General features: G+C 73.6%; 19 protein-coding genes. 9 read left to right on the forward strand and 10 right to left on the reverse strand.

Features of this window, described 5'->3' with window-relative positions; translation table 11 throughout:
- The first annotated feature begins 189 nt into the window (after positions 1–189).
- Entirely contained in the window at positions 190–891 is a 702-nt protein-coding gene (locus ACIGZJ_RS01430) for a bifunctional DNA primase/polymerase (protein WP_392927472.1), read from the forward strand.
- Between the two features lie 76 nt (positions 892–967).
- Here ACIGZJ_RS01430 and map read toward each other — a convergent pair whose 3' ends face one another.
- Positions 968–1,813, reverse strand: a complete 846-nt coding sequence (gene map, locus ACIGZJ_RS01435; protein WP_392927473.1) for a type I methionyl aminopeptidase — start codon at positions 1,811–1,813, stop codon at positions 968–970.
- A 143-nt stretch (positions 1,814–1,956) separates the two neighbouring features.
- Between map and ACIGZJ_RS01440 the strand changes: the two genes are divergently transcribed.
- Positions 1,957–2,187, forward strand: a complete 231-nt coding sequence (locus ACIGZJ_RS01440; protein WP_396455386.1) for a hypothetical protein — start codon at positions 1,957–1,959, stop codon at positions 2,185–2,187.
- Positions 2,188–2,255: 68 nt separating this feature from the next.
- Here the strand turns inward: ACIGZJ_RS01440 and ACIGZJ_RS01445 are convergent, their stop codons facing one another.
- The 3 genes from ACIGZJ_RS01445 to ACIGZJ_RS01455 all read right to left on the reverse strand — a co-directional run bounded on the left by ACIGZJ_RS01445 (position 2,256) and on the right by ACIGZJ_RS01455 (position 5,136).
- A complete protein-coding gene (locus tag ACIGZJ_RS01445) occupies positions 2,256–2,930 on the reverse strand; it encodes a GNAT family N-acetyltransferase (protein WP_396455387.1) in 675 nt (224 codons plus the stop codon).
- Between the two features lie 134 nt (positions 2,931–3,064).
- Complete coding sequence (locus ACIGZJ_RS01450; RefSeq protein ID WP_396455388.1) at positions 3,065–4,393, reverse strand: MFS transporter; 1,329 nt, start codon at positions 4,391–4,393, stop codon at positions 3,065–3,067.
- A gap of 86 nt (positions 4,394–4,479) precedes the next feature.
- Positions 4,480–5,136 (reverse strand): hypothetical protein, encoded by a 657-nt coding sequence (locus ACIGZJ_RS01455; RefSeq protein ID WP_396455389.1) that lies wholly within the window; start codon positions 5,134–5,136, stop codon positions 4,480–4,482.
- A 47-nt stretch (positions 5,137–5,183) separates the two neighbouring features.
- Here ACIGZJ_RS01455 and npdG point away from each other — a divergent pair, with 47 nt between their 5' ends.
- A complete protein-coding gene (npdG, locus tag ACIGZJ_RS01460) occupies positions 5,184–5,876 on the forward strand; it encodes an NADPH-dependent F420 reductase (protein ID WP_396455390.1) in 693 nt (230 codons plus the stop codon).
- A gap of 122 nt (positions 5,877–5,998) precedes the next feature.
- Positions 5,999–6,184 (forward strand): hypothetical protein, encoded by a 186-nt coding sequence (locus tag ACIGZJ_RS01465; protein ID WP_396455391.1) that lies wholly within the window; start codon positions 5,999–6,001, stop codon positions 6,182–6,184.
- A gap of 56 nt (positions 6,185–6,240) precedes the next feature.
- Here the strand turns inward: ACIGZJ_RS01465 and ACIGZJ_RS01470 are convergent, their stop codons facing one another.
- Positions 6,241–7,056: a site-2 protease family protein gene (locus tag ACIGZJ_RS01470; RefSeq protein WP_396455392.1), complete on the reverse strand. Its 816-nt coding sequence runs from the start codon at positions 7,054–7,056 to the stop codon at positions 6,241–6,243.
- A 163-nt stretch (positions 7,057–7,219) separates the two neighbouring features.
- Here ACIGZJ_RS01470 and ACIGZJ_RS01475 point away from each other — a divergent pair, with 163 nt between their 5' ends.
- Positions 7,220–10,660, forward strand: a complete 3,441-nt coding sequence (locus tag ACIGZJ_RS01475) for an ATP-binding protein (RefSeq protein WP_396455393.1) — start codon at positions 7,220–7,222, stop codon at positions 10,658–10,660.
- A gap of 50 nt (positions 10,661–10,710) precedes the next feature.
- On the opposite strand, the gene ACIGZJ_RS01480 is transcribed toward ACIGZJ_RS01475, so the two are convergent.
- The 3 genes from ACIGZJ_RS01480 to panB all read right to left on the reverse strand — a co-directional run bounded on the left by ACIGZJ_RS01480 (position 10,711) and on the right by panB (position 13,573).
- Entirely contained in the window at positions 10,711–11,523 is an 813-nt protein-coding gene (locus tag ACIGZJ_RS01480) for an ABC transporter permease (protein WP_392927491.1), read from the reverse strand.
- Positions 11,520–12,542: an ATP-binding cassette domain-containing protein gene (locus ACIGZJ_RS01485; RefSeq protein WP_396455394.1), complete on the reverse strand. Its 1,023-nt coding sequence runs from the start codon at positions 12,540–12,542 to the stop codon at positions 11,520–11,522. The genes ACIGZJ_RS01480 and ACIGZJ_RS01485 overlap by 4 nt, the downstream gene beginning before the upstream one ends.
- A 161-nt stretch (positions 12,543–12,703) precedes the next feature.
- Complete coding sequence (panB, locus tag ACIGZJ_RS01490; protein WP_396455395.1) at positions 12,704–13,573, reverse strand: 3-methyl-2-oxobutanoate hydroxymethyltransferase; 870 nt, start codon at positions 13,571–13,573, stop codon at positions 12,704–12,706.
- Positions 13,574–13,860: 287 nt separating this feature from the next.
- Here panB and ACIGZJ_RS01495 point away from each other — a divergent pair, with 287 nt between their 5' ends.
- From ACIGZJ_RS01495 to ACIGZJ_RS01505, 3 genes are all read left to right on the forward strand, one after another.
- Complete coding sequence (locus ACIGZJ_RS01495; RefSeq protein ID WP_396455396.1) at positions 13,861–15,498, forward strand: MFS transporter; 1,638 nt, start codon at positions 13,861–13,863, stop codon at positions 15,496–15,498.
- Between the two features lie 162 nt (positions 15,499–15,660).
- A complete protein-coding gene (locus tag ACIGZJ_RS01500) occupies positions 15,661–16,320 on the forward strand; it encodes a TetR/AcrR family transcriptional regulator (RefSeq protein WP_392927501.1) in 660 nt (219 codons plus the stop codon).
- A 195-nt stretch (positions 16,321–16,515) separates the two neighbouring features.
- On the forward strand, positions 16,516–17,586 hold the full coding sequence (locus tag ACIGZJ_RS01505; protein WP_396455397.1) for an endonuclease/exonuclease/phosphatase family protein: 1,071 nt from the start codon (positions 16,516–16,518) through the stop codon (positions 17,584–17,586).
- Positions 17,587–17,632: 46 nt separating this feature from the next.
- On the opposite strand, the gene ACIGZJ_RS01510 is transcribed toward ACIGZJ_RS01505, so the two are convergent.
- Positions 17,633–19,387, reverse strand: a complete 1,755-nt coding sequence (locus tag ACIGZJ_RS01510) for an NAD+ synthase (protein ID WP_396455398.1) — start codon at positions 19,385–19,387, stop codon at positions 17,633–17,635.
- A gap of 153 nt (positions 19,388–19,540) precedes the next feature.
- On the opposite strand from ACIGZJ_RS01510, the gene glnA reads away from it, so the two are divergent.
- Positions 19,541–20,902, forward strand: coding sequence for a type I glutamate--ammonia ligase (glnA, locus tag ACIGZJ_RS01515; protein ID WP_392927507.1), 1,362 nt, complete (start codon positions 19,541–19,543; stop codon positions 20,900–20,902).
- A 24-nt stretch (positions 20,903–20,926) separates the two neighbouring features.
- Here glnA and ACIGZJ_RS01520 read toward each other — a convergent pair whose 3' ends face one another.
- A complete protein-coding gene (locus tag ACIGZJ_RS01520; protein WP_396455399.1) occupies positions 20,927–22,072 on the reverse strand; it encodes an acyltransferase family protein in 1,146 nt (381 codons plus the stop codon).
- Between the last annotated feature and the right edge of the window lie 112 nt (positions 22,073–22,184).

The following is a 22,184-nucleotide window of genomic DNA, read 5'->3' on the forward strand; positions in this document are numbered from 1 at the left end:
CGTGCTGCCGCGACTCCGTACCGTGACCCCGGCGTCGGCCGTCCGGCAACCCCGGCTCCGGTCGGCAGGGCGCGGACCGCAGGGCCGAGCAGCACCCCGGGAAGCAGCGGGGGGCGCTGTGCGTTGCGTCGGAGTGGTACGTCGAATGCTGTGTCACACCAGGCACGGCAGTGCGCGGAGAGGGGCCCGATGGAATCCGGCAGTAGGTGGACGACCTGGTGGCAGAAGCGTGACCGCCAGCGGGCCCGGTCGGCGGATACGGACAGTCCGGCCGCCCGACTCGATCAGCTGCTGGGCGCCGTCCGCGCCGGCTTCCCGCTCGCGCCCGCGGCCCATCCGGCCGGCTACCGGTGCTCCTGTGACCGGGTCGCGTGTCCGGCCCCCGCCCAGCACCCGGTCTCCTTCGCCTGGCAGAGCCAGGCCACCACCGACCCCGAGCAGGTCGCCCGCTGGCTCTCCCGGGATCCGCGGGCCAACTTCATCACCGCCACCGGGCGCGCCCACGACGTGCTGGACGTGCCGGCCGAGGCGGGCCGGCTGGCTCTGGCGCGGCTCACCGCGCTGGGCGTCGAGGGCCCGGTGGCCGCGGTCGGCGAGGACCGCTACCTCTTCTTCACCGCCACCCGGGGCACCCCGGTGGACGAGGACGAGTGGTGGCCGAGTGCGCTGGACTCCACCCCGGACACCATGTCCGAGCACCCCGGGCTGCGCTGGCACTGCCGCGGCTCGTACACCCTGCTGCCGCCGGCCGCGCTGCCGGACGGCTCCGAGGTGCGCTGGCTGAGCGGGCCCGAGCAGCCGCTGCCGGACCCGCTGCGCGTGCTGGACGTGCTGACCGACGCCTGTACCGAGGTGGGCGCGGTCGCCGAGGAGCAGTGGCTGATCGGCTGACCCGCTGGCCCGCTGGCCCGCTGGCCCACCGACCGCGCCGGTGCGGCCGCCGGGCCGGGCCCGGCGGCCGTGGCCGTTACGGCAGGGTGAGGACCTCCGCGCCGTCGGCGGTCACCACCAGGGTGTGCTCGAACTGCGCGGTGCGCTTGCGGTCCTTGGTGACGACCGTCCAGCCGTCCGCCCAGATCTCGTAGTCGTAGGTGCCCAGGGTCAGCATCGGCTCGATGGTGAAGGTCATCCCGGGCTTGATCACCTCGGTGGCCCGCTCGCTGTCGTAGTGCGGGATGATCAGGCCGGAGTGGAACGACGTGTTGATGCCGTGTCCGGTGAAGTCCCGCACCACGCCGTAGCCGAAGCGCTTGGCGTAGGACTCGATGACCCGGCCGATCACATTGACCTGCCGGCCCGGCTTGACCGCCTTGATCGCCCGGTTCAGCGACTCCCGGGTGCGCTCCACCAGCAGCCTGGACTCCTCGTCCACGTCGCCGCACAGGTAGGTGGCGTTGAGGTCGCCGTGCACCCCGTGGATGTAGGCGGTGGCGTCGATGTTGACGATGTCGCCGTCCTGGAGCACGGTCGAGTCCGGGATCCCGTGGCAGATCACCTCGTTGATCGAGGTGCAGACCGACTTCGGGAAGCCGCGGTAGCCCAGGTCCGACGGGTACGCGTCGTGGTCGCACATGTACTCGTGCGCGACGGCGTCCAGCGCATCGGTGGTGACACCGGGGGCGATCAGCTTCGCGGCCTCCTCCATCGCCTGGGCGGCGATCCGGCTCGCGATCCGCATCTTCTCGATCGTCTCGGCGGTCTGCACCTCGGGCCCGGTGTACGGCGCCGGTGCGGGCCGGCCGACGTACTCGGGGCGGGCGATGTGCGCCGGGACCTTGCGGGTGGGGGACTGGATGCCGGGTACGAGAGCCATGGCCGCGAGTCTAGAGCGTGTCCGACGATTCCCGCCGGGCGCACGAACCCACGGGGCCAGCCCCGGCCGCCGCGGTGTGCGCGGGGGCCCGGCCGGGGGAATCATCGGTACGAACACGACGACGACCGACGGGAGACAGCGCCATGCCCCTGGGATTCCACCGCAAGCCGACCGGCAAGCCCGGTGAGTGGTTCTACTGCATCAAGCACGCCAAGGTCGAGGAGGGGCCGGAGTGCCCCGCCAAGGACCGCCTCGGCCCCTACGCCAGCCGGGAGGAGGCCGCCCACGCGCTGGCGCTCGCCGACGAGCGCAACCGGGAGTGGCGCAACGACCCGAACTGGAGCGACCGCCCGGCCGGTGACGATCCGCAGTAGGGCCCGCGGTCGCGGCGGCCCGACCCCCGGGCCCGGTAGCCCGCGCGGGCCGGGCTACCGAGAGGCCGTCAGCGGTCCTGCGGGTCCAGGTACTTCGCGCTGGTCAGCGGCGCGAGCACCTGCCAGCCGAGCGAGGCGTACAGCGCGTGCCCGTCCGGGGTGCCGGCCAGCACGCCGGTCTGGGCCCCCCGCTCGTGCGCGGCGGTCGCCAGCACCCGCATGACCAGGCTGCCGAGGCCCTTGCGGCGGTGGTCGGCGGACGTCTCGATCTGGTCGACGACGGCGGTCGCACCGCCGACGGCGATCTGGCCGCGGGCCGCCAGCGCGCCGTCGGCGGTGGCGACCATGGTGCGCACGACGTCGCCGCGGACCCAGCTGCGCAGGCGGTAGCCGTCGGGGGCGGTCAGCCGGTGGGCGGGCGCCGGGGTCAGCGGGACGGTCATCAGGTAGCCGGGCTCGTCGTCGATCCACCACCCGGGCCCGAGCCAGGGCGTGATGACCGCCGGCTCCGCGAAGATCTTGAGCCACGTCCCGCCGGCGCGCACCGAGCCGGCCACCTTGCGCACGTCGGCCTCCCGCACGGCGTCCCCGGTGGCGTCGAAGACGTGGCGGGTGACATGGCCGACGACGCCCACGTCGACGGTGTACCCCCAGGGCTCGACCGTGGGCGGCGCCGCCATCCGCGACGCGATCCACCCGTCGACCCAGCTGCGTACGACGTTCTCCGCCGTGGTCTCCAGCATGGCCACCCCTCCGTTCGACAGACCTGAACAGAGGCGAGAGTAATAGGCCAATGGGCTGCTTGTCACTTACTTTCGGCCAGCGGGTGAGCGGGTGAGCGGGTGAGCGGGCGAGCGGGCGGGCCGCCGGGCCGGTGTCAGCCGACGGCCGCCCGCTGCGCCTCGGACCGCTCGTGCTCCGCGCGGACGGCGACCGCGTTCGGGTCGGTCCGGCTGTCGTAGGAGAGCAGGCTGGGCAGGGCGGCGGCCAGGGCGAGGACCCCGACCACGCAGGCCGCGCCGCCGGCCCAGACCGAGGCGCGGACGCCGACCAGGCCGGCCATGCCGCCGGCCCGGACCTGGCCGAGCTGGGGGCCGAGCGAGTAGCTGAGCAGCTCCACGCCGGCCATCCGCCCGCGGACCTCGTCGGGGATGGACTGGTTCCACATGGTGGAGCGGGCGATGCCGCTGATCTGGTCGGCGCCGCCGGCCAGGGCCAGGCAGAACAGCACCAGCCAGACGCTGCCGGACAGCCCGGCGAGGGTCATCGCCGCACCCCAGCCGAGGGCGGCCACCACCAGCATCCGGCCCTGCCGGTGGATGGCGGAGGTCCACCCGCTGGTCGCCGAGACGGCCAGCGCGCCGACCGCGGAGGCGGCGTACATCGGGCCGAGCGCCCAGTCGGCGTGCAGCTCCGAGGCGAGGAAGGGGAAGATCGCCACCGGGAAGGCGAACAGCATCGCGCAGGTGTCGATGGCGTAGGTGCCCAGCAGGTCCTTGCGGCTCCAGGCGTACCGGACCCCGGCGACGACGGCCCGCAGCGAGGGCTTCTCGGCTCCGGTGGGCGGCGGGACCGCGCGCATCCGGGCGAGCAGCAGCAGCGAGGCGGCGAAGGTCAGCACGTCCAGCGCGTACGCCGTCTGCACCCCGGCGAAGGCCACGATGATCCCGGCCAGGGCCGGTCCGGCCACCGAACCGGCGTTCCGGTACAGGGAGTTGAGTGCGAAGGCGGCGGTCAGCTGGTCGTGCGGGACGATCCGCGGGGTGAGCGAGTCCAGCGCCGGGCGCTGCAGGCCGTCGGTGGCGGCGACCAGCGCGGCCACCAGGTAGATCGGCCACAGCACCGGGGTCGGCAGCAGCGCGTTGAGCAGCAGCAGGCCGGTGAGCAGACCGAGGCCGGCCTCCGAGAACAGCACCAGCTTGCGGCGGTCCAGCGCGTCGGCGAGGGCGCCGCCCCAGAGGCCGAAGACGACCAGCGGCACCAGTTCGAAGGCGCCGACCAGGCCGACCGCGAAGGACGAGCCGGTCAGCTCCTTGATCTGCATCGGCACGGCCACGTAGGTGAGAAAGCTGCCCAGGCTGGTGACGCACCCGGAGAGCCACAGCAGCCGGAAGTCCCGTGAGGAGTGCCAGGGGGTCAGGTCGGGGCGCAGGGAGCGCAGCAGCGCCCGCGGTCCCCTGGTCGGGGCTGGTTCGGATTCGTTCACGGAGGACCATCCTCGGCGGCCCGCGGCCGCTCCCGCAACGGGTTTTCCGCGGGGCCGCCCGCCGGGGTGCGGCCCCGCCCGCCCGCCTACCAGCGGCTGATCGCCGGCCCCGCGGTGAGCCGTCCGGCGAGGTCGGCCAGCCGGTCGAGCGCGGAGCGGCGCCCCGGTGCCCGCCCGGCGGCGGCGCTCACCAGGTGCTGGGCGAGGTCGAACGGCTCCTCCTCCGCGGTGCCGACGGCCAGCCGCTCGTGCGCGAGCCCCGCGAGGTCGCCGAAGCCGAAGCCGAAGCCGAAGCCGAGACCGGGACCGGAGCCGGTCCCGGAGCCGTCCCCGCTCCCGCCGCCGTCCACGGCGAGCACCGTGGCGCCGGACCGGCGGGCGTCCTGTACCCGCTCCAGCAGCGCCTCCCCGGCCGCCGCCGGCGCCACCACCAGCACGGTCGCCCCGCGCCCGGCCCCGCTCAGCCGCCGCAGCCCCTGCGCCAGATGCTCCGGGGCCTGCTCGGGCACCCGGTGCCGTAGCAGGGTGGGGGCCAGCCGCGGGACGTCCGACCAGGCGGCCTCGTCCTCCAGGTGGGCGGCCAGGTGCCAGGGCTCGTACGCCTCGGTGCCCACCAGCAGCAGGCCGCCCGCGCCCCGCCGGGTGACCGAGTGCCGCAGCGCCCCGGCGAAGCCGCCGACCGCCTCCAACCAGCCCGTGCCCGCCAGGTGCTCACGGAGTGCCGAAACTCTCACCGCGTCCATGCGCCCCAGAATGTCGCGGCGGGGCGGCCGTTTGGCAGGATCGGCCCATGACTTCCCTCGAATCAGCGACAAACCCGGCCCACGAACTGCCGGACGTCTCGCAGCTCGTGGTCGGTGTCCTCGGCGGCACCGGAGACCAGGGGCGCGGGCTGGCCTACCGACTGGCCAAGGCCGGCCAGCAGGTGATCATCGGTTCGCGCGACGCGGCCCGGGCCGAGGCCTCGGCGGCCCAGCTCGGCCTCGGCGTGCGCGGCGCCGACAACGCGGCCACCGCGCGGGACAGCGACATCGTGATCGTCGCGGTGCCGTGGGACGGGCACGCCGCCACGCTCTCCGCCCTGCGCGAGGAGCTGGCCGGCAAGATCGTGGTGGACTGCGTCAACCCGCTGGGCTTCGACAAGCAGGGCGCCTACGCGCTGGTCCCTGAGGAGGGCAGCGCCGCCCAGCAGGCGGCCGCCCTGCTGCCGGACTCCCGGGTCACCGCGGCCTTCCACCACCTGTCGGCGGTGCTGCTCCAGGACGAGTCCGTCGAGTCGATCGACACCGACGTCATGGTGCTCGGCGAGGAGCGCGCCGCCACCGACGTCGTCCAGGCGCTGGCCGGGCGGATCCCCGGGATGCGCGGCGTCTTCGCGGGCCGGCTGCGCAACGCCCACCAGGTGGAGTCGCTGGTCGCCAACCTGATCTCGGTCAACCGCCGCTACAAGGCGCACGCGGGCCTGCGGATCACGGACGTCTGACCGGCCCGCGCGGCCCGCGCCCACCGGCCCGCGGACGCGCCGACCTCACCCCTGGACCCGGTCCGGCGGTGAGGTCGGCGACAATGGGGGCCGACCGCACCCGCCCTGAGGAGCCCCCCGCCATGCCCCGCACGTCCCTCTTCGCCCTGATCGTCGTCGTCCTCGCGCTGACCGCCGCCGTGGTCGCCCTGGTGCAGGGCGACTGGGTGGGCCTGATCTGGATCCCGCTGGCCGGTGTGGCGAGCAACGTGCTCTGGCTCAACCTGCGCCGCGCCAAGCTGGCGAAGGCCGCCGCCGAACGCGGCTGAGAGCCGGCCCCGGCCAGGCAGGCCGGACCGGGGCCGGCTCTCCGGAAGGAGAGGCGCTAGCTCTTCCAGAAGGTGAAGAGCTCCCGGCCGAACAGCGCGTACGCCTCGTCGACCCCGAACAGGCCCATCAGGCCGTACACGGTGTCGAAGAAGAACCGGTTCACCTCGGGCTGCCACAGCAGCGCGAAGACCGCCAGCATCCCGTACGGCGTGAACGGCTCGACGGCGCGGCGGGCCCGGTACGACAGCCAGGGCTCGATGATGCCGTAGCCGTCCAGCCCCGGCACCGGGAGCAGGTTCAGCAGGGCCGCGCTGACCTGCAGCATGCCGAGGAAGCCCAGGGCCAGTGCCAGCGGCGAGACGATCAGCTCCTGGCCGCGCCAGACGGCGTGCACGGACGGGTCGTCCAGCCAGCCCGCGCCGACCGGGATCAGCAGCAGGGCCGCGAAGACCAGGTTCACCAGCGGGCCGGCCGCCGAGATCAGGCTGTGCTTGAGCCGCCCGTTGATCCGGTGCCGCTCGATCCAGACCGAACCGCCGGGCAGGCCGATGCCGCCGAGGATCACGAAGACGATCGGCAGCACGAAGCTGAGCAGGACGTTCGCGTACTTGAGCGGGTTGAGCGTCAGGTAGCCCTTGGCGCCGACGGTGAGGTCGCCGCCGTGCAGCGCCGTCCGGGCGTGCGCGTACTCGTGCAGGCAGAGCGAGACCATCCAGCCCGCCACCACGAACAGGAACACCCCGAACGAGGCGTTGCCGTACCCCGCGTACACCGCCCAGCCGGAGGTGGCGAGTATCGCGAGCAGCACCCAGAACACCGGGCTGATCCGGCGGTCCTCGCTGCGCGAGCGCTGCGTTGCGGCGAAGGTCATGACGTGGGTGCTCCGAGGGGGTCTGGGGTGCGGGCCGGACCGATCATGCCGGGCGGTCCGGCGCTGGGACAAGCCGTCCAGGGTGAACGTACGGCACCCCGGCCCCGTTCCACCCCCGCGCAAATGTGCGTGCGCACCCGCGGGCATCGACCAGAATGGGCAGGTGCACTACGGCATCCTCGGCACCACCACGGCCCATCACGACGACGGAACCCCGGTCCCGCTCGGCGGTGCCCGGCTGCGCGCACTCCTTGCCGCCCTGGTCCTACGGCAGGGGCGGCCGGTGCCGGCCGACCTGTTGGTGGACGAGGTCTGGGACACCGAGCCGCCACAGGACTCCTCGGCCGCGCTGCAGACCCTGGTCGGCCGGCTGCGGCGGACCATCGGCCGTGACGCGGTCGGCTCCGGTCCGGCCGGCTACTGGCTGACCGATCCGCGGACCGACCTCGGCGAGTTCCAGCGGCTCTCCGCCGAGGGCCGCGAGGCGCTGGAGACCGGCGACCACGGGCCGGCCGCCGAGCGGCTGGGCCGGGCCCTGGCGCTCTGGCGCGGCCCAGCCCTCGCCGACCTGCCCGACCGCGGCGGGCCGGCCACCCGGCTGGAGGCCCAGCGCGAGGAGGCCCGCCGGCACCGGATCACCGCCGAGCTCGGCCTCGGCCGGGCCGCCGAGCTCGTCGCGGAGCTCGCCGAGCTGTGCGAACGGCAGCCGCTGGACGAGCAGTTGCAGTACCTGATGGTCCGGGCGCTGAACGAGAGCGGCCGCACCGCCGAGGCGCTGCGCCACTACGAGCGGACCAGGCGGGCGCTGGCCGACGAGCTCGGCGTCGACCCGGGCCGCCGTCTCCAGGAGCTGTACGCGCAGCTGCTGTCCCCGGCCGAGCCGCCGCCGGGCCGGCCGCAGCCCGACGCCTCCCAGCCGACAGGCCCCGCAAGTCCCGCAAGTTCCGCAGGCTCAGCAGTCCCCGCCGCCCCCGTCGGAGCCGCCATGGCATCGGCGCCCGAGCCGGCCGCGCAGGTTGCCGCCGCCCGGAGCGCCGGCAACCTGCGCGGCCGGCTCACCAGCTTCGTCGGCCGGGAGAGCGACCTCGCGGCCCTGCGCGGCACCCTGACCGGCAGCCGGATGGTCACCCTGACCGGCCCGGGCGGCTCCGGCAAGACCAGGCTCTCGATCGAGGCCGGCCGGGCCGAACAGGGCGCCGGGCGCTGGCCGGACGGCGTCTGGCTGGCCGAGCTGGCCCCGCTGGAGAGCCCGGAGGCCGTCCCGGGCGCGGTGGTCTCCGCGCTCGGCCTGCGCGAGACCGTGCTGCACACCGGCGGCATGGTCGCCGAGGTGATAGAGAGCCGCACCGAGGACCCGGTGCGCCGACTGGTCGAGCACTGCGGCCACCGCCGGATGCTGCTCGTCCTGGACAACTGCGAGCACCTGATCCAGGCCGCCGCCGACCTCGCCGACCAGCTGCTCGCCGAGTGCCCCGGCCTGACCGTGCTCGCCACCAGCCGCGAGCCGCTCGGCGTCCCCGGCGAGACGGTCCTGCCGGTCGAGCCGCTGCCCGACCCGGTGGCGCTTCGGCTGCTCGCCGAGCGCGCCGCCGCCGCCCGCCCCGGCTTCGACCCGCGGAGCGAGCCGGAGGCCTGCGCCGAGATCTGCCGCCGGCTGGACGGCCTGCCGCTGGCCATCGAACTGGCCGCCGCCCGGCTGCGGGTGATGACGGCCCGCCAGATCGCCGACCGGCTGGACGACCGCTTCGCGCTGCTCACCGCGGGCAGCCGCACCCTGTTGCCGCGCCAGCAGACCCTGCGCGCGGTGGTCGACTGGAGCTGGGACCTCCTCGGCAAGCGCGAACGGGCCGTGCTGCGCCGGCTGTCGGTGTTCGCCGGCGGCTGGCGGCTGGAGGACGCCGAGGCGGTCTGCGCCGACCGCGAGGTGCCCCGCGAGGAGGTCGCCGACCTGCTGCTCTCGCTGGTCGACAAGTCGCTGCTGGTGGCCGACCTCGGCGGCGGCGGACTGCCGCGCTACCGGATGCTGGAGACCATCCACGAGTACGCCGCCGAGCGGCTGGCCGAGGCCGTCGAGAACGACGGGACCCAGCGCCGGCACGTCGAGCACTTCCGCACCCTGGTGGTGAGCGCCGAGCGGCGCATCCACGGCCCGGAGCAGCTGCACTGGCTGGACGTGCTGGAACGCGAGCAGGACAACATCCGGGCCGCGCTGCGCCGTGTGGTGGACCGCGGCGAGGAGCAGGAGGGGCTGGCCCTCGTGCTCGGCATGAGCTGGTACTGGTCGCTGCGCGGCTACAGCCTGGAGGCCCGCGGCTGGTACGACGCGGTGGCGGCGTTCGGCCCCGACCCGTTCGCCCCGGAGGCGGTGGTCGTCCCGCTGGACCGCCCGGTGCTGGCGTACGGCCTGCCGATGCCGGAGGGGGTGGTGGCCGAGGGCCGCCGGGAGATGGCGATGTACCGGCTGGTCGGGCTGTTCGAGGGCAATCTGGAGATCCTGGCCGATCCCGACGCCGGGCGGCTCGCCCAGCGGATGCTGGACGTCTACACCCCGGACCTGCCGCAGGCCTACCGGTTCCCCGGGCTGATGCGGGTGTTCGGGGCGTTCGTGGCCGGTCGGCTGGACGAGATGAAGGGCCTGCTGGAGGACGCGGTGGAGGGCTGCCGTCGGCACGGCAGCAGCAACGACCTGGCGTTCATCCTGCAGATCCGGGCCAAGATGATGAACGACTGGCCGGGCGGCACCGAGCAGGGCGTGCGGGACGGCGAGGAGTCGCTGGAGCTGTTCCGCCAGGCCGGCAACCGCTGGGGGATGTCCCAGGCGCTGGCGGCCCGCGGCGAGTCGATGGCCAACCAGGACCTCACCGACGAGGCCGTCGAGTCGTACCAGCGGGCGATCGAGCTGGCCGAGGAGCTGGGCGCCCCGCAGGAGGTGCCGATGCTGCGGGTGCACCTGGGCGGTGCCCTGCTCGGCCGCGACATCGACGAGGGCGAGCGGTACATCCGGGAGGCACTGGCCGCGATCGAGCCGGGGAAGAACCAGGCGTCCAACGGTGCGCTGCTCTTCGGGCACCTGATGCTCTGCGGCCTGCACGCCTACCGCGGCGAGTTCGACGAGGCCCTGGAGCAGTTGGACCAGCTGGGCTGGAGCAGGATCGGCGCCTTCGCCCCCGGTCTGGTCGCCGGGATGCTCACCGTCACCCGGGGCTGGGTGATGGCCCGGGCCGGGGATCCGGAGAGCGGGGCCGAGCTGGTCCGGGAGGGGCGGCGGCTGCTGCAGGCCGTCCCGCAGCCCGCGAGCGGTTTCGCCGAGCAGATGTCGGTGATGCTGGTGCCCCCGGTGGCCGGGGTGCTGCGGGCGTTCGCCGAGCGGGACGGCGATCTGGTGGCGGCCCGGCGGGCGGCCGTGCTGCTCGGCGCGCACCAGGGGCTGCACGGCCCGCGGGGCGGCTGGCTGGACCGTACCGAGCGCGAGGAGTCCGAGCGGAGCCTGCGGGCCCTGCTCGGCGAGGAGGCCTTCGCGGCCGCCCGGGCCGAGGGCACCGTGCTGACCATCACCGAGGCCGGTGTGCTGCTCGACATGGTGGCCGACTGGCAGGCCGGCTGACCCCCCGTCCCAGGGGTCGGCCGGCCTGCCGGATCATGGGGTGCGGACCGTCAGGTCCGCTTGCGGAAGCGGGCCACCGCGAGCGGCGCGAAGACCGCCGTGATGCCCACCGACCAGCCCAGCACGATCAGCACCGGGTGGGCCACCGCGCCCTCGCCGTTGAGCAGGGCGCGGCAGGCGTCGGCGAGTGCCGAGAGCGGGTTGACCTTGGTGAAGGACTGCAGCCAGCCGGGCATGGTGCCGGTCGGCGCGAAGATCGAGCTGCCGAACTGCATCGGCATCAGGACGAGCATGGACACCCCCTGGACGGCCTGCGCGCTCTTCATCGCCATGCCGAGCAGCATCGAGATCCAGACGATCGACATGCCGAACAGCAGCGCGAGCCCGACCGCGGCCAGCACCTCCAGCGGGCCGGTCTTCACCTCGAAGCCGAGGATCAGGGAGAACCCGATCAGGATGGTGAAGGAGACCAGGGACCGGCAGGTCTCCGCGCCGATCTTGGAGAGCAGCACCGAGGAGCGGCCGATCGGCAGCGTCCGGAACCGGTCCATCACCCCGGTCTGGAAGTCGCTGTTGAGGCCGGTGCCGACGGCCATCGCCAGGGTGATCCCGGTCTGTCCGAGCAGGCCGGGGATCAGGTACTGCTTGTAGGCGTCCTGGCCGCCGGAGATCGCGCCGCCGAAGACGTAGACGAACAGCACGATGAAGATGACCGGCATCAGGACGGCGTCGAACATCGACTCCGGGTCGGCCTTGATCCGCATCAGGTTGCGGCGGGTCAGCGCGCCGACGTGCCGCAGGTGGCCGGAGAGCCCGATCCGGGAGTCCTCCACCTTGGCCGGGCTGAGCGTGGCGGTGGTCATGCGACGGGCTCCTTGGCGAGGCTCTGGGCGGGCGCCGCGTCGGGCGCGGGCTTGCCGGTGATGGTGAGGAAGACCTCGTCGAGGCTGGGCACCAGGGTGTCGATGTCGCTGATCGCGAAGCCGCGGGTGCCGAGCACCCCGACCACGGCGGTCAGCTGCTCGTCGCCGGTGATCGGCACCGAGAGCAGTCCGGTGTCGGCGGAGAAGGTGGCGGCGCCGATGCCGGTGTCGTGCAGGCAGCGGGCCATCTCGGGCAGCTCGGCCGCGTCGGCCGGGCGGACCTGCAGGGTCCGGCCGCCGACCTGGGCCTTGAGCTGGGCCACCCCGCCGGAGGCGATGACCCGGCCGCGGTCGATCACGGTCAGCTCGTGGGCGAGCTGCTCGGCCTCCTCCATGTACTGGGTGGTGAGCAGCACGGTGGAGCCCTCGGCGACCATCCGCTGCACCTCGTCCCAGACCTCGTTGCGGGTGCGCGGGTCCAGGCCGGTGGTCGGCTCGTCCAAGTAGAGGACCCGGGGGCGGCCGATCATGCTGGCGGCCAGGTCGAGGCGGCGGCGCATGCCGCCGGAGTAGGTCTTGGCGACGCGCTTGCCGGCCTCGGTGAGCGAGAAGCGCTCCAGCAGCTCGGCGGCGCGCTCCTTGGCGTCCTTGCGGGACAGGTCGAGGAGCCGGCCGATCAGGTAGAGGTTCTCGTAGCCGGAGAGCATCTCGTCGACGGAGGCGTACTGGCCGGTGAGGCCGATCGTGCGGCGCAGCTGCTTGGGCTGGCGCAGGACGTCGTAGCCGCCGACGAAGGCGGTGCCGGCGTCGGGCTTGATCAGCGTGGACAGGATCCGGACCAGCGTGGTCTTGCCGGCGCCGTTGGGGCCGAGCACGCCGAGGACGGTGCCCTCGCGGACGGTGAGGTCGACCCCGTCGAGGGCCTTGGTGCTGCCGTAGTGCTTGACGATGCCGCGGACCTCGACGGCGTTGCCAGCGGCGGGTCCCCGGTCGTTCGGGGCGGTGGCGATTCGTGTCATGCCCTCAGGCTGCCCGACCCGGCTGTCAGCGGGCTGTCACCGCCTCCCCGGCCCGGGCGGGCGGTGACAGCCCGCTGTCATCACACTGTCGCGGCGCTGTCAGCAGGCGGGGAGGGCCCCGCACCCGGCGGGTGCGGGGCCCTCCCCGGTGTGCCGATCGGTCAGTGGAAGGTGTGCTCCGGCGCCGGGAAGGTGCCGGCCGAGACGTCGGCGGCGAACTCGCGGGCGGCCTCGCCGAGGACGGCCCGCAGGTTGGCGTACTGCTTGACGAACTTGGGCACCCGGCCGGCGGTCATCCCGGCCATGTCGGTCCAGACCAGGACCTGGGCGTCGCAGTCGACCCCGGCGCCGATGCCGACGGTCGGGACCGACAGCTGCCCGGTGACCTGGGCGGCCAGCTCGGCGGGCACGGCCTCCAGGACGACGGCGAAGGCGCCGGCCTGCTGGACGGCCTTGGCGTCGCGCAGCAGCTGGTGCGCCGCCTCGTCGCCGCGGCCCTGGACGGGGTAGCCGCCGAAGGCGTGGACGGACTGCGGGGTGAGGCCGATGTGCGCCATCACCGGGATGCCGGCCTCGACCAGCAGCTCGATCGAGCGGGCGCTGCGCTCGCCGCCCTCCAGCTTGACCGCGCCGACCCCGGCCTCCTTCATCAGCCGGGCGGCGTTGTGCATGGCCTGGGCGGGCGACTCCTGGTACGACCCGAACGGCAGGTCGGCGACGATCATCGCCCGCCTGGTGCCGCGGACGACGGCGGCGGAGAGCATCACCATCTGATCCATGGTCACCGGCACGGTGGTCTCGTAGCCGAGGTGGCAGTTGCCGGCGGAGTCGCCGACCAGCAGGACCGGGGTGCCGGCCTCGTCGAAGACGCCCGCGGTCAGGGCGTCGTAGGCGGTGAGCATCGACCACTTCTCGCCGCGCTGCTTGGCGGCGGCGAGGTCGCGGACGGTGACGCGGCGGTTGGTGACCCCGCCGTAGAGGCTGGCGGTCGACGCCTGGTTCTGGGCAGGCGAAGGCGAAGAAGCGTTCATCGAACAGGCTCCTGAAGGGTTGTCGTCTCGTGGCGCCGTGCGGCGTCCCCGGATCACCTCCATGCTTGCACGCCTGCGCGCGGGCGCAAAGAGGGGTGCATCCCCTCCGGTGCGATCTGTGGCACACCGCCCGCCGGGGCCGGGCCTTTGCCCAAACTTTATGAAACGGAGTCGTCTCGTATCGAAAATCGAGCTACGCTGCTCCAGGGGGTTACGAGACGCCGTCGACTCGAAAAGGCGGCGTGTGCAGACCCGCCAGTGCCACGCCACCACGGACGGGAATTCCAATGACCACCGCAGCCGCGCCACCCCGTGTGCCGGAAGCCATCCACCGCCGCCGCTGGGCGATCCTGGGCACCCTGGTGCTCGCCCTGCTCGTCGTCGTGCTCGACAACTCGATCCTCAACGTCGCGATGAAGACCATCGCCTCCCCGGCGCCGACCGGCCTCGGCGCCAGCCAGAGCGACCTGGAATGGTCGATCAACTCCTACACCCTGGTGTTCGCCGGGCTGCTGTTCACCTCCGGCCTGCTCGGCGACCGCTTCGGCCGCAAGCGCGCGCTGCTGGCCGGCATGGTGGTCTTCGGGCTCGCCTCGCTGCTCTCCGCGCTGGCCGCCTCACCCGGCGAACTCATCGGCTACCGCGCCCTGATGGGCGTCGGCGGCGCCCTCGCGATGCCCGCGACGCTGGCCATCATCATGAACGTCTTCGAGCGCGCCGAGCAGCCCAAGGCGATCGGCATCTGGGCCGGCGCGGTCGGCCTGGCCATCGCGATCGGCCCGATCACCGGCGGCCTGCTGATCGAGCACTTCTGGTGGGGCTCGGTCTTCCTGATCAACGTCCCGATCGTGATCGTCGCCGTCGTCATGATGGTGCTGCTGGTGCCCGAGTCCAAGGACCCCAACCCGGGCCGGCTCGACCCGATCGGCGTGCTGCTCTCGATCATCGGCCTGGTCGCGCTGATCTACGGGATCATCAAGGGCGGCGAGCTCGCCGACTTCACCGCCGCCGGCGCCTGGGTGCCGATGCTGATCGGCGTGCTGGCACTGGTCGCCTTCGTCTGGTTCGAGCGCCGCACCGCGCACCCCGCGCTGGACGTCACCTGGTTCCGCAACAAGGTGTTCAGCGCCTCCGTGGTCGTCGTCGGCGTGGTCTTCTTCGCGCTGATGGGCGTCTCCTTCTTCGGCGTCTTCTACATCCAGAGCGTGCGCGGCTACAGCGCCCTGCAGGCCGGCGTGCTGATGCTGCCGCTGGCCGTCGCCCAACTGCTGTTCGCCCCCCGGGCCCGGCTGGTGGTCGACCGCTTCGGCATCCGCGCCACCTGCGCCGGCGGCATGGTGCTGATCGCGCTCGGCTTCCTCGGCTACCTGCTGCTGAACGCCACCACGCCGATCTGGGTGCTGGTCGTGCTCGGCCTGCTGATGGGCACCGGCATGGCGCACGTGATGCCGCCGGTCACCGTCGCCATCATGGCCTCGCTCCCGCGGGAGAAGGCCGGTGCCGGATCGGCGATCAACAACACCTTCCGCCAGGTCGGCGGTTCGCTCGGGGTCGCCGTGCTCGGCGCGGTGCTCTCCACCGTCTACCGGGACGGCATGTCGGACAAGCTGGCCCAGCTGCCGACCGAGGCGCTGCGGGAGAAGGCGGGCGAGTCCCTGGAGGCCACCCTGGCCGTCGCCGGGCGGCTCGGCCCGCAGGGCGCCGGCCTGGTCGGCCCGGCCAACGAGTCGTTCATCAACGCCATGCACGTGGTGGCGGGCCTGTCCGCCGGCATCACCGCGCTCGGCGCCCTGCTGGCCTGGCTGCTGCTCCCCGGCCGGATCGCGGCCGGCGGGCCCGGCGCCCCCGGCGCGGCCAAGCCCGGTGAGCAGCAGCAGCCCGATCTGTCCGGACCGGCCCGCGAGCCGGAGGCCGCAGGAGCCTGACCGGCGACCGCGACGGGTGAGAATAGGGGGCCCCGCCTCCCCGGGTGTACCGGGAGGGCGGGGCCGCCGTCCGTGCCGGCCTTCCACCGCGCCGGGACCACGGACGACAATCGAAGAGGACGGCACCGCGCGCCCGCGCGCACCCAGGAGGAGAGAGCGGGGATGAAGACGGACACCACGGTCGTTGCGGCCTATCCCGGCCCGCGCCGGGGCCGCCCCCGCAGCGAGGCGGCCGAGCAGGCGATCTTCGCCGCGGTCGAGGAGCTGATGGCGGGCGGTACGGCCCTGGCCGAACTGACCATCGAGGGCATCGCCACCGCCGCCGGCGTCGGCAAGGCCACCATCTACCGGCGCTGGCCCAACAAGGAGGCCCTGCTGGTGGACATGGTCAGCCGGCTGGAGGCCCCGGTGCCCGAGCCGACCGGCGGCTCCGTCCGGGACGACCTGGTCGCCATGATCGAGTACATGCGGATCCGCGGCCTCACCAAGCGCTCCCGCTGGGTGCTCAAGGCCGCCCTCGGCCAGATGCACAGCTGGCCCGAGCTGCGCACCGCCTACCGCGACCGGGTGATCATGCCGCGCCGGCAGGCGGCCTACGAGCTGATCCGCCGGGGCATCCTCCAGGGCGAGCTGCGGGCCGACCTCGACGAGGACCTGCTCGGCGACCTGCTGATGGGGCCGATCCTGGCCCGCAGCATCCTGTGGGACGACTCCGACCTGGACGACCCCGGGCTGGCCGCCCGGATGGTCGACGCCCTGCTCCAGGGGCTCGGTCCGGTTCCCCATCCGGCCGTCCGGGACCTCCCCGGAGGCGGCCTGTAGCGGGACTGTGACCTGCGGCGTGGCCTGCCTCACCAATCCCGGCCACGCCGGAACCCGCTCCCCGGAGCCCGCGTCTGTCCCGGCATAGGCTGAGCCGGGAATCCGATCAAACCGGCACCAGTCCGGCACGCCGTCCGCCCACCCGGGCGGCGCGGGATCGGACCGGCAGACGGCACGAACGACGGGAGCCACGGCATGGCACAGGCGGACAGGGCGGACCGGGCGGCGGAACCGGCGGAGGACGGCAGCGGGCCGGCCACCGCCGGGAGCGCCTCCGGGGGATCCCGCCCGGGCCGCGGCTTCCTGGGCCTGCGGCACTGGGGCCGGGACGACCGCGGCAGCACCACCTGGCGGCGCGGCCTGGTCCTCGCCGTGCTCGCCCTGCTCACCACGGCCCTGCTGGTCCTCCACTCCGAGGTCCCGAACTCCGTCGGCAACCTCGGCAGCCTGCTGGAGACCTTCCTGCCCTGGCTGGGCCTGGCCGTCCCGGTCCTGCTGCTGCCCGCCCTGCTGCGGCGCTCCGCCACCGCGCTGATCGCGCTGCTGGCGCCCACCCTGGTCTGGTTCAACCTGTTCGGCGGGCTGCTCAGCGACAAGGGCGGCGGCGCCGGCGACTGGACGGTGGTCAGCCACAACGTCGCCGCCGCCAACACCGACCCGCAGCGCACGGTGCAGCTGCTGAAGGACTCCGGCGCCCAGATCGTCGCCCTCCAGGAGCTGGCCGGCAAGCCGCTGCGCGGCTACGAGAGCGGACTGGCCGACGCCTACCCGTACCACGAGGTGGAGGGCACGGTCGGCCTCTGGTCGAAGTACCCGATCAGCGGGGTGTCCGTGGTGGACATCAAGATGGGCTGGACCAGGGCGTTCCGCGCCCAGGTCGCCACCCCGCAGGGCCCGGTGGCGGTGTACGTCGCGCACCTGCCGTCCGTCCGGCTGAAGGCCGAGGGCGGCTTCACCGTCGACCAGCGGGACGCCAGCGCGCAGGCGCTCGGCGACGCCATCGAGGCCGAGCCGCTGAAGAAGGTCCTGCTGCTCGGCGACCTCAACGGCACCATGAACGACCGCAGCCTGGCGCCGATCACCTCGCAGATGCGCTCGGCCCAGGGCGCGGCGGGGGACGGCTTCGGCTTCAGCTGGCCGGCCTCGTTCCCGATGGCCCGGATCGACCAGATCATGAGCAAGGGCGGCCTCAAGCCCACCGACTCCCGCACCCTGGGGCAGGACGGCAGCGACCACCTCGCGATCGCCGCCGACTACCGGTACTGACCGCTACCGACCGCGGCCGCCCCCGGGTGCCGGGGGCGACCGCGGGTCAGCCGCGGCGCCAGCGGTTGGTGATCGGCAGCCGGCGGTCCCGGCCGAAGCCCTTGACCGAGATCTTCGGGCCCGGCGGGTACTGCCGGCGCTTGTACTCGGCGGTGTCGACCAACCGGATGATCCGGTCGACCACGGCCGGGTCGAAACCGGCCGCGACGATGGCGTCCCGGCCCTGGTCGCCCTCGACGTAGAGGTCGAGCACGGTGTCCAGCAGGTCGTAGTCCGGCAGCGAGTCGGTGTCCACCTGGTCCGGCCGCAGCTCGGCGGACGGCGGCTTGCCGATGGTGTTCTGCGGGATCGGCGGCTGCTCGCCGCGCCGCTCGGCCTCCTCGTTGCGCCAGCGGGCGAGCCGGAAGACCAACGACTTGTAGACGTCCTTGATCGGCCCGTACGCGCCGACCGAGTCGCCGTACAGCGTGGAGTAGCCGACCGCCAGCTCGCTCTTGTTGCCGGGGGCGAGCACCAGGTGCCCCTCCTGGTTGGAGATCGCCATCAGCAGCGTGCCGCGCAGCCGGGACTGCAGGTTCTCCTCGGCCAGGCCGGTCAGCTCGGTGGCCGCCAGGTAGGCGTCGAACATCGGGGCGATCGACACGGTCCGGAAGTGCAGCCCGGTCCGGCGGGCCAGCTCGGCGGCGTCGTCCCTGGAGTGCTGCGAGGAGTAGCGGCTCGGCATCGACACGCAGTGGACGTTGCCGGCGCCGACCGCGTCCACCGCGATGGCCGCCACCAGCGCCGAGTCGATGCCGCCGGAGAGGCCGATCAGCACGGACGCGAAGCCGTTCTTGGTGACGTACGCCCGGGTGCCGGAGACCAGCGCGGCCCAGATCTCCGCCTCGTCCGAGATCCGGGGGGCCACCTCGGCGGTCAGCGGCTCGGCCGGCGCCGGCCGGGGCTCGCCGCCCAGCTCGGTGCGGACCAGGTGCAGCCCGTCGCCGAGCAGCAGGCCGTCGGTGTGGTCGCTGCTCGCGGCCGGCAGGTCGAGGTCGAGGACCATCAGGTGCTCCTCGAACTGCGGGGAGCGGGCCAGCACCGCGCCGTCCGGGGCGACCACGATCGAGTCGCCGTCGAAGACCAGCTCGTCCTGGCCGCCCACCATGTTGACGTAGGCCAGCGGGCAGCCCGCCTCGGCGGCGCGGCGGCGGACCAGGTCCAGCCGGGCGTCGTCCTTGTTCCGCTCGTACGGCGAGCCGTTGACCACCAGCAGCAGGCCGGCCCCGGCCTCGCGGGCGGCCGTGACCCGGCCGCCGTCCTGCCAGATGTCCTCGCAGATCGCCAGGGCGACGTCCACCCCGTGCAGCCGCAGCACCGGCAGCTGGTCGCCGGGCACGAACCAGCGGTACTCGTCGAACACGCCGTAGTTGGGCAGGTGGTGCTTGGCGAAGCGGGTGACCACCTCGCCCCCGTACAGCACCGCCGCGCAGTTCTGCGGCGAGCCGGCCGGCCGGCCGAACCGCGGCGAGGCGTGCTCGGAGCGCCCGAGGTAGCCGACCACCACCGGCAGCCCGCCCAGCCCCTCCTCGGCCAGCCGCTCCGCCAGCCCGGCCAGCGCGGACCGGGACGCCTCGACGAACGACCCGCGCAGGGCGAGGTCCTCGACCGGGTACCCGGTCAGGGCCATCTCGGGAAACGCGACCAGCTGGGCGCCGGCCTCGAAGGCCTGCCTGGTCCAGCGCACCACCTCATCGCCGTTGCGTGCGATGTCACCGACCCAGGGGTCGGTCTGGCTCAGGGCGAGACGGAGATTGGGCATGTCCCGAGTGTAATCGTCGATCTGACGCGATGTCGTTCCGCCCGGGGGTCGCCACTGCCCTCAAGGCCGGTGATCCGCCATGATGGGGGCAGTCGCTTTCGGGTGGTTTCCGGGCGTAACACGAACGTAAAGAGCAGAGGTGAGACTGTCCCCATGGGCAAGCAGCAGGAGTTCGTGCTTCGGACGCTCGAAGAGCGTGACATCCGTTTTGTCCGACTGTGGTTCACCGACGTGCTCGGGTTCCTGAAGTCGGTCGCGGTGGCGCCGGCGGAGCTGGAGCAGGCCTTCGAGGAGGGCATCGGCTTCGACGGGTCGGCGATCGAGGGATTCGCCCGGGTCTACGAGTCGGACATGATCGCCAAGCCGGACCCGACCACCTTCCAGATCCTGCCGTGGCGCTCGGAGACCCCGGGGACGGCCAGGATGTTCTGCGACATCCTGATGCCGGACGGCTCGCCGTCCTTCGCCGACCCCCGGTTCGTGCTCAAGCGGACCCTGGAGAAGGCCTCCGCCCTCGGGTTCACCTTCTACACCCACCCCGAGATCGAGTTCTTCCTGCTGAAGAACCTGCCGGGCGACGGCACCGCGCCGATCCCCGCGGACCAGTCCGGCTACTTCGACCACACCCCGCGCGGGGTGGGCCACGACTTCCGCCGCCAGGCGATCACCATGCTGGAGTCGATGGGCATCTCGGTGGAGTTCTCCCACCACGAGGGCGCCCCCGGGCAGCAGGAGATCGACCTGCGGTACGCCGACGCGCTCTCCACCGCCGACAACATCATGACGTTCCGCCTGGTCATGAAGGAGGTCGCGCTGGAGCAGGGCGTGCACGCCAGCTTCATGCCCAAGCCCTTCTCCGACCACCCGGGCTCGGGGATGCACACCCACCTCTCGCTCTTCGAGGGCGACCGCAACGCCTTCCACGAGTCCGGCGCCGAGTACCAGCTGTCCAAGGTCGGCCGCTCCTTCATCGCCGGCCTGCTCAGGCACGCCGCCGAGACGGCCGCCGTCACCAACCAGTGGGTCAACTCCTACAAGCGGATCTGGGGCGGCTCGCAGCGCACCGCGGGCGCCGGCGGCGAGGCGCCGTCGTACATCTGCTGGGGCCACAACAACCGCTCCGCGCTGATCCGCGTCCCGATGTACAAGCCCGGCAAGCAGGGCTCCACCCGGGTCGAGGTCCGCTCGCTGGACACCGGCTGCAACCCCTACCTCGCCTACGCCGTCACCCTGGCCGCCGGCCTGAAGGGCATCGAGGAGGGCTACGAGCTCCCGGCCGGCGCCGACGACGACGTCTGGGCGCTGTCCGACGCCGAGCGGCGGGCGATGGGCATCCAGCCGATGCCGCAGAACCTCGGCGAGGCGATCGACCTGATGCAGCGCAGCGAGCTGGTCGCCGAGACCCTCGGCGAGCACGTGTTCGACTTCTTCCTGCGCAACAAGCGCCAGGAGTGGGAGGAGTACCGCTCCGAGGTGACGCCGTTCGAGCTGCGGAAGAACCTCCAGGTGCTGTAGTCGCGGGGCTGCGCTGACGTCCGGTCAAGTGCCGGAGGGCTGACCGGGCCTCACCGCCCGGCGCCGCTGCCACAGCACCCGCAGGCCCGGGTGCGGCAGCGGCGCCGCTGTGTGTGCGGGGCGGCCGCGCAGGGCGCGCTCGCACGGCCGCTCCACCCACCGGTACAGCCCGCCGGCCAGCAGCAGGCTCCCGGCGGCCAGCAGCAGCCAGACGCCCAGCAGCGGCGCGCCGGGCGCCGGGCGGCCCGCGGTGCCCAGCCAGCAGCGGATGCCGATCTCGTGCACCAGGTACCAGGCGTAGGACCACTCGCCGAGCCGTACCGCCACCGGCCCGGCCAGCAGCCGCGGCCCGGCCCCGGCGGCGTCCCGCTGCGCGGCGGCCGCCAACAGCGCGGCGAACAGCGGTGCCGCCAGCAGCTGGGACGCGCTGTAGGGCCCCCACCAGGCGGAGTCCGGGGCGGCCGCGTGCCACGGCACCAGCAGCAGGTGCCAGCCGGCCACGGCCGCCGCGGCGCCGGCGAGCGGGACGCGGGGGAGCCGCCCGTGCCGGACGGCCAGCCCGGTGACCACCCCGAGGACGAACTGCGGGGTGCGGGTCAGCGGCAGGTAGTCCAAGAGCCAGCCGCGCACCGCCGGGTCGTCCGGCAGCAGCGCGCCCGCCGCCCAGAGCGCCGGGCCGAGCGCCGCACAGAGCAGGGCCAGCGGCAGCCGGCACCGGCGGCGCGGTGCCAACGCGCGCAGCAGGAACGGGAAGAGCAGGTAGAACCAGGCCTCCGCGCCCAGTGACCAGGAGGCCGGGTTGCCGCCGAAGACCGTCTCCCGCGCCCACGGGTGCAGCAGCAGCAGCGACCAGAGCGCCGCCGCCAGCGGCAGCGCCGCGCCGATCAGGGCGTCCGCGCCGAGCGACACCGCGGTGCTCAGCACGTGCAGCGGCCAGATCCGGGCGAACCGGCGGCGGGCGAAGCGCCGCAGGGTGGTCGGCGCCCCGTCGTACGTCCAGGCCAGGACGAAGCCGGAGAGCACGAAGAAGAACGTCACACCGCTGCGGCCGTACCAGGCGAGCGGGCCCAGCACCGGCACCTCGCCCACCTTGCGGGCGAGGTGGTAGAGCACCACCAGCAGCGCGGCCCAGAACCGCAGCCCGGTGAGCGACGGCAGTCGGGCGGGCATCGGCGCTCCGGGAGCAGGCGGGGCTGGACGGGGCTGGACGGGGCTGGACGGGTCGGCTCCGGTCCAACGAGCCGGGGCCGGCCCAGGACACGCCACCGGACACGCCACGTCG

Origin of the sequence: Kitasatospora sp. NPDC052868, assembly GCF_044547105.1 — a bacterium.
In the GTDB taxonomy this organism is placed as follows: domain Bacteria; phylum Actinomycetota; class Actinomycetes; order Streptomycetales; family Streptomycetaceae; genus Kitasatospora.

Bases quoted from the DNA above. Each gene is read 5' to 3' on its own strand.
- ACIGZJ_RS01430 (WP_392927472.1), top strand. From the start codon at position 190: ATGGAATCCGGCAGTAGGTGGACGACCTGGTGGCAGAAGCGTGACCGC.
- map (WP_392927473.1), bottom strand. From the start codon at position 1,813: ATGGCTCTCGTACCCGGCATCCAGTCCCCCACCCGCAAGGTCCCGGCG.
- ACIGZJ_RS01440 (WP_396455386.1), top strand. From the start codon at position 1,957: ATGCCCCTGGGATTCCACCGCAAGCCGACCGGCAAGCCCGGTGAGTGG.
- ACIGZJ_RS01445 (WP_396455387.1), bottom strand. From the start codon at position 2,930: ATGCTGGAGACCACGGCGGAGAACGTCGTACGCAGCTGGGTCGACGGG.
- ACIGZJ_RS01455 (WP_396455389.1), bottom strand. From the start codon at position 5,136: ATGGACGCGGTGAGAGTTTCGGCACTCCGTGAGCACCTGGCGGGCACG.
- npdG (WP_396455390.1), top strand. From the start codon at position 5,184: ATGACTTCCCTCGAATCAGCGACAAACCCGGCCCACGAACTGCCGGAC.
- ACIGZJ_RS01465 (WP_396455391.1), top strand. From the start codon at position 5,999: ATGCCCCGCACGTCCCTCTTCGCCCTGATCGTCGTCGTCCTCGCGCTG.
- ACIGZJ_RS01470 (WP_396455392.1), bottom strand. From the start codon at position 7,056: ATGACCTTCGCCGCAACGCAGCGCTCGCGCAGCGAGGACCGCCGGATC.
- ACIGZJ_RS01480 (WP_392927491.1), bottom strand. From the start codon at position 11,523: ATGACCACCGCCACGCTCAGCCCGGCCAAGGTGGAGGACTCCCGGATC.
- ACIGZJ_RS01485 (WP_396455394.1), bottom strand. From the start codon at position 12,542: ATGACACGAATCGCCACCGCCCCGAACGACCGGGGACCCGCCGCTGGC.
- panB (WP_396455395.1), bottom strand. From the start codon at position 13,573: ATGAACGCTTCTTCGCCTTCGCCTGCCCAGAACCAGGCGTCGACCGCC.
- ACIGZJ_RS01495 (WP_396455396.1), top strand. From the start codon at position 13,861: ATGACCACCGCAGCCGCGCCACCCCGTGTGCCGGAAGCCATCCACCGC.
- ACIGZJ_RS01500 (WP_392927501.1), top strand. From the start codon at position 15,661: ATGAAGACGGACACCACGGTCGTTGCGGCCTATCCCGGCCCGCGCCGG.
- ACIGZJ_RS01505 (WP_396455397.1), top strand. From the start codon at position 16,516: ATGGCACAGGCGGACAGGGCGGACCGGGCGGCGGAACCGGCGGAGGAC.
- ACIGZJ_RS01510 (WP_396455398.1), bottom strand. From the start codon at position 19,387: ATGCCCAATCTCCGTCTCGCCCTGAGCCAGACCGACCCCTGGGTCGGT.
- glnA (WP_392927507.1), top strand. From the start codon at position 19,541: ATGGGCAAGCAGCAGGAGTTCGTGCTTCGGACGCTCGAAGAGCGTGAC.
- ACIGZJ_RS01520 (WP_396455399.1), bottom strand. From the start codon at position 22,072: ATGCCCGCCCGACTGCCGTCGCTCACCGGGCTGCGGTTCTGGGCCGCG.